Consider the following 16,611-nt stretch of genomic DNA (forward strand, 5'->3'; position numbering starts at 1 on the left):
ATTTTTGACTTATTCGCGACTTATTTGCGATTTATTTGCGATTTATTCGCAACTTACCAAATGTGCACGCGCTCAGCAGGGTCGAGCCACATCTCGTCGCCTTCTTTAACGTCGAAGGCATCGTAGAACAAGTCTACGTTACGAGCAATGCCGTTAGTGCGGCATTCGGCTGGGGAGTGCGGGTCGATTTGAAGCAGCTGTTCCGCAATTTCATTACGAGCCTTGGAACGCCATACTAACGCGTAGCTTAAGAAGAATCGCTGCAAAGCAGTGAAACCATCTACTTCAGGAGCGTTCAGCAAAGTTTCGCGAATCGCATCTTCACTTCCGTCAATTTCATGCCCTTCACTCTTTTGCAAAGCGAAAGCGTATGCTTTAAGCGCAATAGTCACGCCGCTTAAATCGCCAATATTTTCGCCGATTGTTAAAGCACCGTTTACGTGAGGCATCGCATTGCGCTCTTCTTTGCTCTTCAAGTGAGAGTACTTAACAATAAGCTGCGTTGGTGTGAAAGCATTGTATTGCTCAATAAGCTTCTTAGTGCGCTCAGTGAAGTTGGTTTTGTCTTCTTCAGTCCACCAATTGTTAAGCATGCCGTCGCCGTCGTATTCGCAACCTTGGTCGTCAAAACCGTGGCCGATTTCGTGGCCAATCACTGCACCAATAGCGCCATAATTTGCTGCGTCTGGAGCGCTCGGGTTAAAGAATGGTGGTTGCAAAATTGCAGCAGGGAATACGATTACGTTAAGCAATGGATCGTAGTAAGCGTTCACAGTTTGCGGAGTCATCTGCCATTCTTCGCGATCCACGGGCTTTCCAGCTTTCGCAGTATTCTTACCGAAGCCAAATCGATAAACTTCGCGCATATTTTCAACTAAACCAGCGTCTTCCTTAATATTTAACGCAGAGTAGTCAACCCAATGGTTTGTGTAACCAATATTTGGCTCAAATTTACTAATCTTTTCCAAAGCCTTCGCTTTAGTTTCCTCACCAAGCCAGCTGCTGTGAGAAATCGACTCGCGGTAAGCGTTAATAAGATTGTCAACTAAGCCTTGCATATATTCCTTAGAAGACTCAGGGAAATGCAATCGCACGTATTCGCGTCCAACTTCCTCGCCGCAGGCATCGTCAACAACTCCGACTGCTCGCTTCCAGCGGTCGCGCTGCTTTGTGGCACCAGAAAGCACTTTGCCGTAGAAGTCGAATCGCGCTTGTGCAAAATCTTCACTAAGTAAGCTTGCCCAGCGCAAAATCACGTGCACGCGTGCCCAAAGCTTTAAATCTTCTAATTCTGCTTCCTGCCAAATCTTATTCAATCCTTCTATAAAGCTTGGCTCGTGAACTACTACTTTGCTAAAAGCTTCACGAAGATTGATTGGCTGATGCTTTGCTTCTTCGCAAGTGTCGTACGATTTTTGTGCAGCATCTAAGAAGGCATCGAGATTAAGTGCTTCAAGCTTTTTTGCCAAATCTGCATAATTGCAAGAATTATAAGTTTTTTGAGAATCGCGAGTTGCTACGTTATCCCAATGCTTGCTTGCAATCTGCGTTTCAACATTCAAAAAACGCTCGGCTTGCGCTTGGGTAGTAGCGCTATCTCCGTAACCTGCCAATCGCAGCAAAGAAGCTACCATTTTTACGTATTCAGTACGGATTGGAGCATAATTATCTTCGCGATAGTATGCTTCGTCTGGAAGGCCCAATCCCGACTGCTCAATATGCATAATATTCGTCTTAGGATCCTTAGGATCTCCGTAAACGCCAAAATAGAACATTGCGTCCGGTCCGCCGTAAGGGTTAAGCGTGCCGAGAGTGCGAACCAAATCTTCCTTGCTGCAAGCTTTATCCACAGCGTCTAAATCGCTTTTAATTGGCGTAATTCCAGCTTTTTCAATAGCTGCAGTATCCAAATAGTTACGGTATAAAGTTTGAGATTTTTTAGCTGAGCAATCTTCGCTTTCTAAAATATCTCGAATTTGCGTCTCTGCATCTTCTGCAAGCTTGTGAAAAGCACCGTACATTGGGCGGTCGTCTGGAAGAGTGTAAGTGTCAATCCAAGGACCGTTTATGTAACGGAACAAGTCGTCTTGTGGACGAATAACCGACGAGAAGGAGGCTGGGTCAAAATCTACAGCAGAAATTTCCTTCTGTGATTCTTTATTATTTTCATTGTTATTAAGCATGAATTTAGCTTACAAGTATTAAGCGACACCATTAGCTAGTATTTTCGCAATATTTTCGCCATATTCTGCGCTATTTTCGTGCCTGCGCGTTAGTCTTGAAGCATGATTGAACTTAAAACTCCATCTGAAATTGAAGCGATGAAGCCTGCAGGTCGCTTCGTCGGTAGTATTCTTAAAGACTTGAAAGCAATGACCAAAGTTGGCACGAATCTTCTTGAGATTGATGATTTCGTTTGCCAGCGTATTATGAGCCGCAAAGGTGCGTCTTCTTGCTATGTTGATTACGCTCCTGATTTTGGTACAGGTCCTTTTGCGCACTATATTTGCACGTCTGTAAACGATGCTGTTCTTCACGGAGTTCCATACGATTACAACCTTAAAGATGGTGATTTATTAACTCTTGACTTGGCAATTAACGTAGACGGCTGGGTTGGAGATTCCGCTATTAGTTTCGTTGTTGGAAAGCATGCAGATCCTGAGGATTTGCGCTTGATTAAGTGCACTGAGGAAGCTTTGGAGGCTGGCATTAACATGGCTCAGCCTGGCAACCGTCTTGGCGATATTTCTGCAGCTGTTGGTTGCGTTGCTCACGAGTATGGTTATAGCGTAAATCTTGAGTTTGGCGGTCACGGAGTCGGTCATATTATGCACGGCGATCCGCATGTTCCTAACGATGGCACTGCTCACCATGGCTACAAGCTTCGCCCAGGTTTAGTTATTGCAATTGAGCCATGGTTCTTAAAGACTACTGACGAAATTTACCAGGATCCTAAGGATGGTTGGACTCTTCGCTCTGCTGATGGTTCTCGCGGTGCTCACAGCGAGCACACGATTGCAATTACGGAAAACGGTCCTGAGATTTTGACCGTGCGCTAAACTTATCAATAGTTGATTTTGTAAGTATTTTGCGAGTAGTAATTGCGTAAAACAGGTATGTAAAGAGGTACTTTAAGTAAATGGCGGAATTTGATTTTTCCCAAGCATTAAATGATGTTGAAGCAAAGTATTCTTCGATTTCTAAAGCACTAGACGTTGATTCGTTGAAAGTTACGATTGCTGATTTAGAAAAGCAGGCTGCAGAGCCTGGACTTTGGGATGATTCTGAGCATGCTCAGCAGGTTACGAGTAAGCTTTCCGCGGCTCAGTCTCAGTTGAAGCGTTTGCAAGCTGTAGATCAGCGCATTGAAGATACTAAGACTTTAATTGAGCTTGGCCAAGAAGAAGGCGATGCTGATTCTATGAGCGAGGCTCAAGAAGAGCTTGGAAATATTGCTCACGAGTTGGACGATATGGAGGTTCAGACTCTTCTTGACGGCGAATATGATGCTCGTTCTGCAGTTGTTACGATTCGCTCTGGTGCGGGCGGCGTGGATGCTGCTGATTTTGCTCAAATGCTTCTTCGTATGTACTTGCGCTGGGCTGAGCGAAACGGTTACAAAACTAAGATGATGGACACGTCTTATGCGGAAGAAGCTGGTATTAAATCCGCTACTTTCCAAGTGGATGCCCCGTACGCGTATGGTCGTCTTTCTGTAGAAGGCGGTACTCACAGAATGGTTCGTATTTCGCCATTCGATAATCAAGGCCGTCGACAGACTGGCTTTAGCGCAGTGGAAGTAATCCCTTTGGTTGAAGCTACAGATCATATTGATATTCCAGATTCGGATATTCGCGTGGATACTTTCCAGGCTTCAGGGCCAGGAGGTCAGGGCGTGAACACTACGTATTCTGCTGTTCGTATTACGCATTTGCCAACCGGCTTGGTTGTTTCTATGCAAGATGAGCGAAGTCAGATTCAGAACCGCGCCGCTGCAATGGCAGTTTTGCAATCGCGTTTGCTTGTGCTTAAGCATGCTGAGGAAGCTGCAAAAAAGAAGGAACTTGCTGGAGATATTAAGGCAAGTTGGGGAGATCAAATGCGCTCTTACGTGCTTCACCCTTATCAGATGGTGAAGGATTTGCGCACTGGTTACGAAACTTCACAAACTCAAGCTGTTTTTGACGGCGATATTGACGGTTTTATTGAAGCTGGCATTCGTTGGCGTCACGAGCAGCGAGTTGCAGCTCAAAAAGAAGCTGAAGCAGAATCTTAAATAAAACTAAAGCTAGAACTAAAAACCAACAATTACACATAATCTTCGGAAGGAATTGAAACAATGTCGCTGATTTCATTAGATCATGTGTCAAAAATATATCCTCGAGGTACACGTCCTGCATTAGACGATGTGTCTTTGCATGTAGATCGCGGAGATTTTGTGTTTCTTGTTGGCGCTTCCGGTTCTGGTAAAACTACATTGCTTAGTTTGCTGCTTCGTGAAGAAGAAGCAAATGGTGGGGAAATTCACGTAGCTGGTAACGATTTGCGCAGACTTTCTAACCGACAAGTGCCGCAGTATCGTAGATCTCTTGGCTTTATTTTCCAGGATTATAAGCTGCTTAATAATAAAACAGTTTACCAAAATGTTGCTTTTGCTTTGGAAGTGATTGGCACGAGTCGGTCTACGATTCGTTCACTTGTTCCTCGTGTTCTTGAAACGGTTGGTTTGACTGGTAAAGAAAATAATTACCCACACGAGCTTTCTGGCGGTGAGGCGCAGCGAGTTGCAATTGCTCGCGCATACGTCAATCACCCTCAAATTATTCTTGCAGATGAGCCTACTGGTAATTTGGATCCAACTACTTCTCTTGGAATTATGGAAGTTTTGGATGCTATTAACCGAACTGGCACAACGATTGTTATGGCTACGCATAATGAGGAAATTGTGAACTCAATGCGTAAGCGAGTTGTGGAGCTTCATGCTGGAAAAATTGTGCGTGATGAGCGTGAAGGATCATATGATTCTGCATTGTATTTCCCAGATAGTGAAGTTGAGCATAATTCTAAAGCACAACAAACTGTTGAAAATTCTCAAGATCAATCAGATCGCGATGCTCAAAAGTCAATTGCTCAATCTGAGCATACTGAACGTCATAAGAGGCTTTCTAAAAAAGCTCAACGTGCTGCTCAGGCGCGTGAAGTTGTTGACATGGTAACGCAATCGTTGAAGAGTGACACTTCAGAAAATGAAGGAATCGCACGTTTGGCTCAGTCTGTTCATTCTGGCAGAACTGGTCGTTACGGCGAAGTGTTCCAGTCTTTGGAAACAACGATGACTTGGGGACGAGGATTGATTTCTTCAAACGATAATGAAGATGTTGAAGAGAATGATTCAGAAGTTGAGATTTCGGAAGATAATAAAGAATCCTCTGAAGTTGCCGGAAATTCTGAAACTGCAGAAACTGCTAATACTACTGAGACTACTGAGACTACTGATAATCACGAAACTGCAGAAACTAATGAATCTCACGAATCTCACGAAACTGCTGAAACTAATGAATCTACTGAATCTACTGAAAACTCTGAAGTGAGCGAAGAATCACAATCCGAAACCGGCGATGAGTTGCAGTCAGAAGCAGAAAGTAAGTTACAATCCGATGTTGAATCTGAGCGTAAATCTCAGCTTCCTCCTATGCCTCCAGCTCCGCCTAAGCCACCTGTTGCAGCTGAAAATACTAATAATGAGAACATTAGTGTTGACGATAGCAATAATGACATTAATAAAACTGAAGGAGCAGAGTAATGCGTTTACGATTTATTTTTTCCGAAACTTGCATTAGTTTGCGTCGTAATGTTTCGATGATTCTTTCGGTTATGCTTGTAACGTTCATTTCTTTCCTTTTTATTGGTGTTTCAGTGCTTATGCAAGCGCAGATTACCAAGGCAAAAGGTGACTGGTATGACAAAGTAGAAGTGGTTGCCTGGCTGTGCCCGGATGGAACTAGCCAATCTCCTTCTTGTGCTTCTGGAAAAGCACCTACTGATGCCGAAATTGTAAAATTGGAGCATATTATTCACCAAGAATTAGGCGATGATGTTTCAAATATCACTTATGTTAGCCGCAATGAATTTTATAAAAACACATTCTTAAAGCAATATCCTAACGGAATGTATCAAGGACGTACTTTAACTGCGGCAGACATGCAAGATTCGTTGCGCTTGAAGCTTACTAATCCTATGAAATATCAGGTTGTCTCAGAAGTTCTTTCTGGACGCGATGGTGTGGAAGAAGTTGTTGATCAGCGTCAGATTTTTGATCCTGTTTTCAGTGTGCTTAATCGCGCTACTGTTGTGACAATTGTGCTTGCAGCAGTTATGGTTGTTGTAGCGATTATGCTTACTGGCACTACGATTCGAATGTCTGCTGCTAGCCGTCGTCAAGAAACCGAAATTATGCGCTTAGTTGGTGCCTCTAACTGGACTATTCGTATGCCGTTTCTTCTTGAAGGAGCGTTCGCGTCGTTTGTGGGTTCTTTACTTGCTGGTGCTGCGCTAAGTTTAGTAGTTAAAGTTTTTGTAACTGATTGGCTTGCGCAGAATGTGCGTTGGATGCCATTTGTTACTCAAACAACTGTGTGGCTATGCGTTCCAATACTTGTAGCTGGTGCAGTAGTGTTATCTATAGTTGCTTCTGCTATTGCTTTGAGGCGATACTTAAAAGCTTAAAATGCAAAATAATAGGTGCGTAATTATTTGCGTTATTTTCGCATGAGCATTGTGAAAGTAATATTTTAGAAGATTTGAAGTAGAAACTCGCGTGATTCCTTGCATTACGGTATAATTCGCAATAGTGATGTTGAAAGGGAAGTGATATGAGCGAAGATCGACATAGCATGTATGCAATTCGACGCACTCACACTGTAGTGAGTTTAATAGTTGCTATTTCAATGATGTTTGCTGGTGTTGCTGGTGCATTATTTAATGCGTCTACAGCAAGTGCTGTCAACATGAAGGAATATAGGCGCAAAATACAACGAAACGAGAATTTGAAGCACCAACTTGCTGGTGTAAGTAAACAACTTGCAAATAAGATCATTGAATTGAATGATTTAAATGAGCATAAAATTCCAAATCAAATACGAGCTGCTCAACAAGCAGAAGAGCAAGCTTCTCAGGCGCGCAGTCTTGTAGAATCAACGCAGCAGCGTCTAGAGTCTGCACAAAAAGATAAGCGTGATTTGGAAGAGAAAATTAAAAAAACTGGTGAAGATTTTGATGATGCTAAGGCTGCTGTAGCACAGCTTGCTCGTAAGAGTTTCCATGGTTCTCAGGCATCTAATGTTATGGATATTGTGACTAAATCAACTACTACAGAACAGTTTGTTGGAAAGTTACAATCCGAGGCTGCTGTTGCTAGAAGTGAAGCAAATGCTGCTAATGATGCTGCTATTAAGTTGAATACTTCTATGAATCGTCGTCAGCGTTTGGCTGCTATTGAAGCAGAAATAACCAAGTTAAAGCAGCAGGCGGATGTTCAAGCGCAAAGTGCTCAAATCGCTGCGAAAGCCGCCAATGATCGCAAAAAGTCCTTGCAAAGTTTGCGAGATCATGGTGAAGAGATTCGTAAGCAGCTGGAAGGTCAAAAGAGTAGTTTGACTTCTCAGTCTGCGCGTGAGGCTGCAGAAATTATAGCAATGAAATCGGCCATCGATGCTCAAGCGCGTGCTCTTGCTAATAAGTCATTCGCTAAAGCTGATCCGAATGCTGGTAATCGCCAGCAATTGAATGGAAGCTCTGGAAAGAATGTTTACCTTCCTCCGATGCAACTTTCTAATGGTGCTGCTAATGGTATGAATTATACTGTTCCTGGAAATTGCGCAGAAGGTTCTAAGTTCTGCTACGGGCATAATACTGGAAACACTGTTGGTGGTTCTGCTTATCCTGCTCGTCAATGCACGTTATGGGCTTATTTGCGTCGTTCGCAACTTGGTCTGCCAGTTGGCTCCTACATGGGTAATGGTGCTGAGTGGGCGAATACTGGTCGTAGGTTTGGATATTTAGTTAATAGAATTCCACATGTTGGTGCTGTTATGGTGTTTGCTCGCGGTCAACGCGTCGGCAACTGGAATGCTGATTGGCAATATGGACATGTTGCGGTTGTGGAACGTGTGAATGCTGATGGATCAGTTCTTATTTCTGAAGGTGGAACTGGTTTTTCGACATTCCCTGCTTATGAAACTATTTATAATCCAGGCGATTACGAGTATGTGCATTATTAAATATAAGCACTTCAAAGTTTTCAATTTGTTGAAATTGAAAACTTTGTAAGTTTACGACTTATTGTTCTTGCCATAAGATAGTAGTATCTTATAGCAAGTTTCTTTTGTGCGTGATGTGTACTGGAGGGGAATTATGGCAAATAAGCCTGCGCAAGATGGCACTGTTACTGTGGCACAAAACCGTAAAGCGCATCATGATTATGTAATTGAAGATTGTTATGAAGCAGGTCTTGCTCTTACTGGTACTGAAGTTAAGTCACTTCGCGAAGGGCGTGCTTCTTTAGCTGAATCATTTGTGAATATTGATCGTCGTGGTGAAATGTGGCTTGAAGGAGCAAATATTCCTGAATATTTAAACGGCACATGGAATAATCATGCTCCTAAGCGCAAGCGTAAGCTTCTGCTTCATGCTGCTGAGATTGCTAAGCTTTCTAGGCAAACTGAGGCGAAAGGCTACACTGTTGTGCCTTTGCGTTTGTATTTTAAGGGAAGCTACGTAAAAGTAGAAATTGCTTTAGCGCGCGGTAAAAAGGAATTTGATAAGCGTCAGGCTTTGCGTGAGGAGCAAGATAAGCGAGAGGCTTTGCGTGAAATGCGTTACCGTAATCTGCGTTCTCGTAGTATTGATTAAGAGTTGACGCTTCTTTTTTATGCGTTTGTGAAACACTTGCTTGCTTCGCACGTGATAAAAAGTGAGGTAATGCGACACGCACATATTATACATTATTGCGAATAATATGCAGTTTTTGTTTATGAAAAGCATAATTATTGTGCAGATGTACCGCATGAGTATCTTTGTATATTCAATAATCGTATAAAAGGCTGTTGAATTTGTAGGGTTATCGTGTATAGTTATACACATTAATGCAAATTATAGATTCTTAGTACATACATGAGGAGAAGAACTATGTTTAAATCTATGAAGCCTGTTGCTATTGTTGCATCTTTAGTAATGATTGGCAGTATTGCTGCATGTGGACCTGCTGATTCTAAAGAAGCAGACCCTGATGTTGCTCGTAGCTATGATGTAAGTCATGTGCAAAAGGATGATGCTGTTGCAGCCTTGGTACCAGCACCAGTTGCAAAAACAGGAGAGTTAACTGTTGGTGTAAACGTAAGTTATGCCCCTGCAGAATTCTTTGCTGCAGACGGTAAAACTCCTGTAGGTTACGAAATTGATTTTTCGAAGGCCCTTGCAAAGGTCATGGGCTTAAAAGCAAAAATTATGCATGCTCAGTTTGACTCAATTATTCCAGCAATAGGAAGCAAATATAATGTTGGTATTTCTGGTTTTACAGTAAATGCTGAACGTATGAAGTCTGTAGACTTTATTACTTATGCAAACGCAGGTTTGTCTTTTGAAGTGCGTAAGGGAAATCCTACTAAAGTAGATCCAAAGAACCTTTGTGGCAAGAAAGTAACTTTGGAAACTGGAACTGTTGGCGAACCTATTATGGAAGAAGCAAAGAAACAGTGCGCAGCTAAAGGAAATAAGCCTCTTGAAATCATGAGCTTCAAGGAGCAAACTGACGCAACTACCGCACTTCTTTCCGGTCGCGCTGATGTTATGTATGCAGATACTCCTGTTGCAGGTTACGCTTCAATTAAGAATCCTGGAAAGCTTGAAATTTTGGAAAACAGCAAGGATTCTGAACCAATGGGAGCGGCTGTTAAAAAGGGTGATGCAGCGATGCTGAAGGCTGTAAAAGCTGGCATTGATAAGCTTATGAAATCCGGCGTCTACAAGGATATCTTGAAGAAGTGGGGCGTTGAAGATGTTGCTATTGAAAAGTCTGTAGTTAATCCAAAACTATAAAACTTTAGCTATGAAACTTTAGCTATCAAATAATTGAATAATTATCTAAAATGATATTGTTAATCTGAGTCGTGATTGAATTCTCGGCTCAGATTGTTTCTTTACTTTGCTGTTTTTGTATAAACGTACTTATTGGAGCATATTTTGAATTCTTTAATTGGTAACTCTGCTAAGAGCAAGTCCGGAGTAACTAACTCTGAACGTATTTTGCCAGTAAAAAAGCCAGGACCTATTATTGCCGGAGTCATTGTAGCTGTAATAGCATGTTCGCTTCTTTACAGTATTATTACTAACCCTCGTTTTGAATGGCAAGTAGTCGGAATATATTTAATAAGCGATAACGTGCTTTCTGGTATTGGCTGGACGTTACTTCTTACGCTAATTGCTATGGTAATTTCAATCGTGTTTGCTGTAGGCTTAGCGATGATGCGCAAGTCAGTTAATCCTGTGCTTCGTGGCGTAAGTTGGTTCTTTATTTGGTTTTTCCGTGGTACTCCTGTTTATACGCAGCTTGTATTTTGGGGCATGTTTGCAGTGCTTGTGCCGAGAATTAGTATTGGCATTCCTTTTACTTCTGTAGAATTTTGGTCTATTGATTCTAATGTAATTATGACTTCTCTTACTGCTGCTGTAGTTGGTTTGTCTTTGAATGAATCCGCTTATTTGTCGGAAATCGTTCGAGCAGGATTGGAAGCCGTTGATAGTGGACAAGTTGAAGCTGCTAAGGCTCTTGGAATGGGTAGAGCTTTAACTATGAGGCGTGTAATTCTTCCTCAAGCAATGCGTATTATTGTTCCTCCGCTTGGTAACGAAACAATCGGTATGCTAAAAACGACTTCGTTAGTTCTTGCAGTTCCGTTTACTCTTGAATTGCAATTTGCTACAAATGCTATTGCTAACCGTATCTATAAACCAATTCCGCTTCTTCTTGTTGCGAGTATTTGGTATTTGATTATTACTTCCATTTTGATGGTTTTGCAATACATGCTCGAGAAGCATTTTGCTAAAGGTTTTGAAGCAAGAGATATTGTAAAGCATGCTCAACTTAATACTGATTCTGATCAGCGCGGCGATCAATCATTAGATGCTAAACGGAAAAATGTTAAAGGACGAAATGATGCTGCTATGCTCGGATTTAATGCTTAAATAAGCGCATAATAGCTTAAATTTTAATATTTTTCTTTGTAAACTTTAAATTTTGCATGAAACAAACAAATTGGATGTGAATAAATGGTAGAAGCAAAATCTAATCTTCCTGCGGTTGCTATTAGCGATGTGCAAAAATCTTTCGGTCAATTGCATGTACTTAACGGTATTAATATGACAGTGAACCCAGGTAGTGTAACAGTTATTTTGGGTCCGTCCGGTTCAGGAAAATCGACATTATTGCGTTTAATTAATCAACTAGAAACTTTGACTGCAGGAAGTATAAGTATTTATGGCGAGCGCATCGGTGTAAAGCAAGTAATGCATAAAGGTGAGAGATGTCTGCAGGCTCTTAACGACAAAGAAATTGCTCAACAGCGTGCGAAGCTTGGCATGGTATTCCAGCGTTTTAATTTATTCCCTCATATGACGGCTTTAGAAAACGTTATGGAAGCTCCTATTCATGTTATGCATATGGAAGCTCAAGAAGCGCGCGATTTAGCTATTGAAGAACTAAAGCGAGTTGGCATGGATGAGCGTATGAACCATTATCCTGCAGAACTTTCAGGCGGTCAGCAGCAGCGCGTTGCAATTGCTCGCGCTCTTGCTATGAAACCGGAAATTATGCTATTTGACGAGCCAACATCTGCGCTAGATCCAGAGCTTGTAGGTGAAGTGTTAACCGTTATGCGAAATCTTGCTAAAGATGGCATGACTATGATTGTAGTAACTCACGAAATTGGTTTTGCGCGTGAGGTTGCAGATCAGGTTGTGTTTATGGATGGCGGTGTCATAGTTGAGCAGGGTAGTGCAGATATTATTACTAGTCCGCAAACTGATCGTTTTAAAGATTTCCTAAATCACGTATTGTAATTTACGTAAGAAATGTATCTTATTTATGTAGTTTTGCGTAGTTTTTGTGTGCTTCTCTGGCGTGCACTCGCTCGCATAACGTACAATAGAAGATTATGTGTGGCATTGTAGGATACGCAGGTTTTGGAAAAGTTTGTGCAAAACCTTTAGAAGTTTGTTTAGGTGGGTTAGAGCGTCTAGAATATCGCGGATATGACTCTTCGGGCGTAGCTTTAGTTGCTCCTGGGATGAAATGTGCGACTGTGCGAAAGAAAGCTGGTCGTTTATCTGTTCTTCGCAACGATATTGATGCAAATCCTATGCCTGAGGCGAGTGCAGCTATTGGTCATACTCGTTGGGCTACTAATGGTGCTCCTTGTGACATTAATGCGCATCCTCATATTAGTGCAGATGGCAAAATCGCGCTTATTCATAATGGCATTATTGAAAATGCTGTTGTATTAAAAGAGCAGCTTCACGAAGAAGGATACGAATTTTCTTCTCAAACAGATACTGAAGTTGCTGCAAAATTACTTGGTAAAATTGCGAATGATATTGTAGACGAAACTGGCAAGCCGGATTTATTTACAGCTCTTCGTCGTACTGCAAAAATGTTAAAAGGAGCTTTCACATTACTTGCTGTTGACGTTCGTCAGCCAGGTATTGTGGCTGCTGTTCGTCACGATTCGCCGTTGGTTGTAGGTCTTGGAGACGGTGAATATTTCCTTGGCTCTGACGTTGCAGCTTTTGTAGCTTATACGGATCGCGTTTTGGAAGTTGGTCAAGATCAAGCTGTGTGCATTGGAGATGTAGATGGCAGCGGCAAAGCATCTTTGCTTCTAACTGATTTTGACAATAATATTGTTGAAAATCCTACTTGTTTTACAGTTGACTGGGATGCGTCTGCTGTAGAAAAAGGCGGTTGGGATTCCTTTATGGATAAGGAAATTCATGAGGATCCGCATGCTGTCGCTGACACTTTGCGCGGGCGTTTTGACGCTCAGGGAAATATTGTTCTTGACGAAGTTCATATTAGCCAAGACGTGTTGCGCGCAATTGACAAAATTATTGTTGTTGCTTGCGGAACTGCAAGTTATGCCGGATTGGTTGCAAAATATGCTATTGAGCATTGGGTTCGTGTGCCTGTAGAAGTTGAATTAGCGCACGAGTTTCGCTACCGTGACCCTATTTTGACGCATCGAACATTGGTGGTTGCAATATCGCAGTCTGGCGAAACAATGGACACTCTTATGGCTTTGCGTCACGCGCGCGAGCAGGGAAGTAGGGTTCTTGCAATTTGCAATACGCAAGGTTCTAGCATTCCGCGCGAATCTGATGCAGTTCTTTACACGCATGCAGGTCCCGAAATAGCAGTTGCATCTACTAAAGCTTTTGTTGCGCAAATAGTTGCAGCTTATATGCTTGGTCTGTTTTTGGCGCAAGTAAAAGGCACTATGTATCGCGACGAAATTCAGCAAATCGTTGCGCAATTAAAAGAGATGCCGGATAAAATTCAGCATGTACTTGATACACAATCTGAATCAATTATGAAAGCTGCTGAGCATACTCTGGAAGCTAAATCTTTCCTTTTCTTAGGTCGACATGTTGGCTATCCTGTTGCACTAGAAGGTGCGTTGAAGCTTAAGGAAATTGCGTATACCTTTACTGAAGGTTTTGCTGCAGGTGAGCTTAAGCACGGTCCTATTGCGCTTGTAGATGAAGGTGAGCCGGTAGTTGTGATTGTGCCATCTTCTCGCGGTCGTGATGTGCTTCATGCGAAAGTTATTTCTGGAATTGAAGAAGTTAAAGCGCGCGGAGCTTTCACTATAGCTGTTGCCGAAGAGGGTGATCCGGATGCTTCTCGCTATGCCGATATTGTGTTCTGGCGTCCTAAATGTGCGACTTTGCTAAGTCCTCTTGTAGATGTAGTTGCATTGCAATTATTTGCAATGGATATGGCAAAGTTAAAAGGTTATGATGTTGATAAGCCTCGTAATCTTGCAAAGTCTGTAACTGTTGAGTAATCGCATAACAACGTTGAGTAACATAAAGTAACGGATGGCAAATCTTATGTCTGCATTTGCAAGAATTTTGCAACAACGCAATCATTTTTCGCGCTTGCTTCTGTCGATGCTTTGTGTTTTTTCTTTGCTATTTTCTTGCGGATGCGGAACTAAAGATTCTAGAACTCAAATTAGTGTTTGGTCTTGGGAACCAAGCATGAAGCGACTTGCTGAAGAATTTGAACTACATAATCCGGATGTTCATGTAACTGTAAAAGATACTAGCGGATATAGCAATCTTAATAGCGCTATTCAAGATGGCTATGGTATGCCAGATATTGTTCAATTAGAATATTTTGCTCTTCCGCAATATGCTGTAAGTGGACAGCTTTTAGATATTACTGATCGTGTGAAAAATACTCGCACTTTCTATACTCCTGGAACATGGTCTTCTGTGCAACTTGGTGGACGTGTTTACGGTTTGCCAATGGATTCTGGCCCAATGGCTTGGTTTTATAATGATGACGTGTTTAAGCAGGCTGGTGTAGATGCCACAAAAATACACACTTGGGAAGATTACCGTCATGCTGCTCGTAAGCTTAAAGATATCGGTGTGTATATTGCAGCAGACTCAGGTGACGCAAGTTTCTATAACGCTATGATTTGGCTTGCAGGTGGACACCCGTTTATGACTTCTCATGATGGGAAAACAGTTACTGTTAGATTGAGTAAAGATAAGGGTACTGAAGAGTTCACAAAGTTCTGGCAATCAATGATTGATGAAGGCTTGATTGACATTAGAACTACAACTTGGAGTCAACGCTGGAAGAACGGTGTTGGAGCTGGAAAAATTGCTTCTGTTTTCTCAGGAGCCTGGATGCCGTCTTTGCTTCTGGAAAATGTGCCTGGAACTGCAGGATTGTGGAAGGTGACGAATGTGCCAACTATGCACGGAGAAAAGCGTAATGCAGAAATGGGCGGTTCTTCGTTATCTGTGCTTAAATCGAGTCGTAAGCCTGAAGCAGCAATGCGATTTGTGAATTTTGTATGCCATGATATGCATGGAATTCGTACTCGTGTCAATGGTGGAGCGTTTCCTGCAGATGTTGTTACGCTTAGAGATAAGTCATTTTTAGATAGAGCTACTATTCGTGATTCACGAGGCATTGATATACCTTATTTTGGCGGTCAGAAGTTTAATCGTGTATTTGCAGATGCCGCTAATCGCGTGGATACGGGATACAGGTATTTACCTTTTGAAGTGTACTCGCGAAGTGATTTTAGAGCAACTATGGGTCGAGCATATGACTGGAGTGTTAAATCTTTAGCTAGATTAAACGTGCAAGCCATGATTGATGCTGGTGTTACTCAAGATGATGGAAGTAAATTGTGGCTTCCAGATGATCCTGGTAAACGTATTTCTTTAAAAGATGGTCTTTTATTGTGGGAAAAAGATCTTCAAGAATATGGTTACAATCAAGGATTTGTAGTTAGATAATTTCGTAACTTATTACAATTAAGTGATTTCGTAAAAGCAGCTTAATTTTGCGTAAAAGTAAGATTATTAACAAAAGTAGTATAAATACAATAGGATAGTATACATACACATACAATACGTGCGCACGTGATTGCAGATTAACTTAATTAATCCGTAAATGCCAATATAGGAAGTAGGCACACATGTTATTAGCAGTAGACATTGGTAATACGAATATTGTGCTGGGTTTTTTGGAAAATAACCGAATTGTTGGCACTTATCGTATGACAACAAAGTCTAATCATACATCAGACGAGTATGGCATTATGATTGCGCAATTTTTGCATTTAAGCGGATTTACAATAAACGATGTTGAAGATGTTATCGTTGCTTCTGTTGTGCCGAAAGTTATGCATTCATTCCGCGCTAGTATTATCAAATTTCTTCATATTGATCCTATGATTGTAGGCCCTGGTGTTAAAACCGGTATGAATATTCGTATTGATGAGCCAAGAACTCTTGGCGCGGATTGTTTAGCTGATTGCGTTGGTGCGTTTAGTGAGTATGGAGGATCTGTACTAGTTATTGATTTTGGTACGGCAACAACTTACAACTATATAGATAAAAGTGGTGCTATTACTTGCGGACTTATTTGCACAGGTATTCGTACTGCAGCTGCGGCACTTTGGGATAACACGGCTCAGCTTCCAGAAGTGGAAATAGCTAGACCGCAGTCTGTTCTTGCAAAATCTACTAAACTCGCAATGCAAGCTGGATTATATTACAGCTTCTTGGGTGGAATTGAGCGCACAATAGAACAGTTTAAGACGGAGATTGGTGAGCCGTTTAAGGTAATTGCTACTGGCGGATTGGGTAGATTGTTTGAAAAAGACGTGAAAACGATTGACTTTTACGATCCTGACTTGATTTTCAAAGGTATGGCTGAAATTTATAAGCGCAACCTGCGGTAATGTAATGCGAATTTGCTGTTGCGGATATTCGTCATAGCGATTTCGTTTGTTGCGGCGATTTGTTATA

The 16,611-nt window shown here is 41.8% G+C and carries 13 protein-coding genes; 12 read left to right on the plus strand and 1 reads right to left on the minus strand.

Translation table 11 applies throughout. The annotated features are described in order from the left end of the window. Window positions 1-53: 53 nt before the first annotated feature. Window positions 54-2,183 carry a M13 family metallopeptidase gene (locus HXT32_RS01540; protein WP_422119011.1) on the minus strand — a complete coding sequence of 710 codons (2,130 nt, stop codon included), beginning with the start codon at window positions 2,181-2,183 and terminating at the stop codon, window positions 54-56. Between the two features lie 102 nt (window positions 2,184-2,285). Between HXT32_RS01540 and map the strand changes: the two genes are divergently transcribed. The 12 genes from map (at window position 2,286) to HXT32_RS01600 (ending at window position 16,544) form a co-directional block, all read left to right on the plus strand. Further along, entirely contained in the window at window positions 2,286-3,059 is a 774-nt protein-coding gene (gene map / locus HXT32_RS01545; protein WP_116773687.1) for a type I methionyl aminopeptidase, read from the plus strand. 80 nt (window positions 3,060-3,139) lie between these two features. Then, the gene (gene prfB, locus HXT32_RS01550) at window positions 3,140-4,276 is read left to right on the plus strand and encodes a peptide chain release factor 2 (RefSeq protein WP_116773688.1); all 1,137 of its coding nucleotides are present in this window, start codon (window positions 3,140-3,142) and stop codon (window positions 4,274-4,276) included. Between the two features lie 63 nt (window positions 4,277-4,339). Continuing rightward, complete coding sequence (ftsE, locus tag HXT32_RS01555) at window positions 4,340-5,803, plus strand: cell division ATP-binding protein FtsE (protein ID WP_012914382.1); 1,464 nt, start codon at window positions 4,340-4,342, stop codon at window positions 5,801-5,803. Next, a complete protein-coding gene (gene ftsX, locus HXT32_RS01560) occupies window positions 5,803-6,726 on the plus strand; it encodes a permease-like cell division protein FtsX (protein ID WP_012914381.1) in 924 nt (307 codons plus the stop codon). The genes ftsE and ftsX overlap by 1 nt, the downstream gene beginning before the upstream one ends. A gap of 146 nt (window positions 6,727-6,872) precedes the next feature. Further along, complete coding sequence (locus tag HXT32_RS01565; RefSeq protein WP_012914380.1) at window positions 6,873-8,279, plus strand: CHAP domain-containing protein; 1,407 nt, start codon at window positions 6,873-6,875, stop codon at window positions 8,277-8,279. Between the two features lie 133 nt (window positions 8,280-8,412). Next, on the plus strand, window positions 8,413-8,910 hold the full coding sequence (smpB, locus tag HXT32_RS01570) for an SsrA-binding protein SmpB (protein ID WP_004107461.1): 498 nt from the start codon (window positions 8,413-8,415) through the stop codon (window positions 8,908-8,910). A 276-nt stretch (window positions 8,911-9,186) separates the two neighbouring features. After that, window positions 9,187-10,095, plus strand: coding sequence for an ABC transporter substrate-binding protein (locus HXT32_RS01575; protein ID WP_004108432.1), 909 nt, complete (start codon window positions 9,187-9,189; stop codon window positions 10,093-10,095). Window positions 10,096-10,239: 144 nt separating this feature from the next. Then, window positions 10,240-11,241, plus strand: coding sequence for an amino acid ABC transporter permease (locus HXT32_RS01580; protein WP_102155694.1), 1,002 nt, complete (start codon window positions 10,240-10,242; stop codon window positions 11,239-11,241). Window positions 11,242-11,325: 84 nt separating this feature from the next. Beyond that, on the plus strand, window positions 11,326-12,114 hold the full coding sequence (locus HXT32_RS01585) for an amino acid ABC transporter ATP-binding protein (RefSeq protein ID WP_116773689.1): 789 nt from the start codon (window positions 11,326-11,328) through the stop codon (window positions 12,112-12,114). Between the two features lie 95 nt (window positions 12,115-12,209). Next, window positions 12,210-14,117, plus strand: a complete 1,908-nt coding sequence (gene glmS, locus HXT32_RS01590; RefSeq protein WP_076002970.1) for a glutamine--fructose-6-phosphate transaminase (isomerizing) — start codon at window positions 12,210-12,212, stop codon at window positions 14,115-14,117. A 46-nt stretch (window positions 14,118-14,163) separates the two neighbouring features. Beyond that, complete coding sequence (locus HXT32_RS01595; protein WP_076003173.1) at window positions 14,164-15,594, plus strand: ABC transporter substrate-binding protein; 1,431 nt, start codon at window positions 14,164-14,166, stop codon at window positions 15,592-15,594. 182 nt (window positions 15,595-15,776) lie between these two features. Continuing rightward, window positions 15,777-16,544, plus strand: a complete 768-nt coding sequence (locus tag HXT32_RS01600; protein ID WP_004108421.1) for a type III pantothenate kinase — start codon at window positions 15,777-15,779, stop codon at window positions 16,542-16,544. The last annotated feature ends 67 nt before the right edge of the window (window positions 16,545-16,611 follow it).

Source organism: Gardnerella sp. DNF00747, assembly GCF_049262675.1.
Taxonomy (GTDB): domain Bacteria; phylum Actinomycetota; class Actinomycetes; order Actinomycetales; family Bifidobacteriaceae; genus Bifidobacterium; species Bifidobacterium swidsinskii.

Excerpts from the sequence above, each read along its gene's own strand:
- ftsX (WP_012914381.1), top strand. The coding sequence starts at position 5,803 with ATGCGTTTACGATTTATTTTTTCCGAAACTTGCATTAGTTTGCGTCGT.
- glmS (WP_076002970.1), top strand. The coding sequence starts at position 12,210 with ATGTGTGGCATTGTAGGATACGCAGGTTTTGGAAAAGTTTGTGCAAAA.
- HXT32_RS01565 (WP_012914380.1), top strand. The coding sequence starts at position 6,873 with ATGAGCGAAGATCGACATAGCATGTATGCAATTCGACGCACTCACACT.
- HXT32_RS01575 (WP_004108432.1), top strand. The coding sequence starts at position 9,187 with ATGTTTAAATCTATGAAGCCTGTTGCTATTGTTGCATCTTTAGTAATG.
- HXT32_RS01585 (WP_116773689.1), top strand. The coding sequence starts at position 11,326 with ATGGTAGAAGCAAAATCTAATCTTCCTGCGGTTGCTATTAGCGATGTG.
- HXT32_RS01600 (WP_004108421.1), top strand. The coding sequence starts at position 15,777 with ATGTTATTAGCAGTAGACATTGGTAATACGAATATTGTGCTGGGTTTT.
- HXT32_RS01540 (WP_422119011.1), bottom strand. The coding sequence starts at position 2,183 with ATGCTTAATAACAATGAAAATAATAAAGAATCACAGAAGGAAATTTCT.
- prfB (WP_116773688.1), top strand. The coding sequence starts at position 3,140 with ATGGCGGAATTTGATTTTTCCCAAGCATTAAATGATGTTGAAGCAAAG.
- map (WP_116773687.1), top strand. The coding sequence starts at position 2,286 with ATGATTGAACTTAAAACTCCATCTGAAATTGAAGCGATGAAGCCTGCA.
- ftsE (WP_012914382.1), top strand. The coding sequence starts at position 4,340 with ATGTCGCTGATTTCATTAGATCATGTGTCAAAAATATATCCTCGAGGT.
- HXT32_RS01595 (WP_076003173.1), top strand. The coding sequence starts at position 14,164 with ATGTCTGCATTTGCAAGAATTTTGCAACAACGCAATCATTTTTCGCGC.
- smpB (WP_004107461.1), top strand. The coding sequence starts at position 8,413 with ATGGCAAATAAGCCTGCGCAAGATGGCACTGTTACTGTGGCACAAAAC.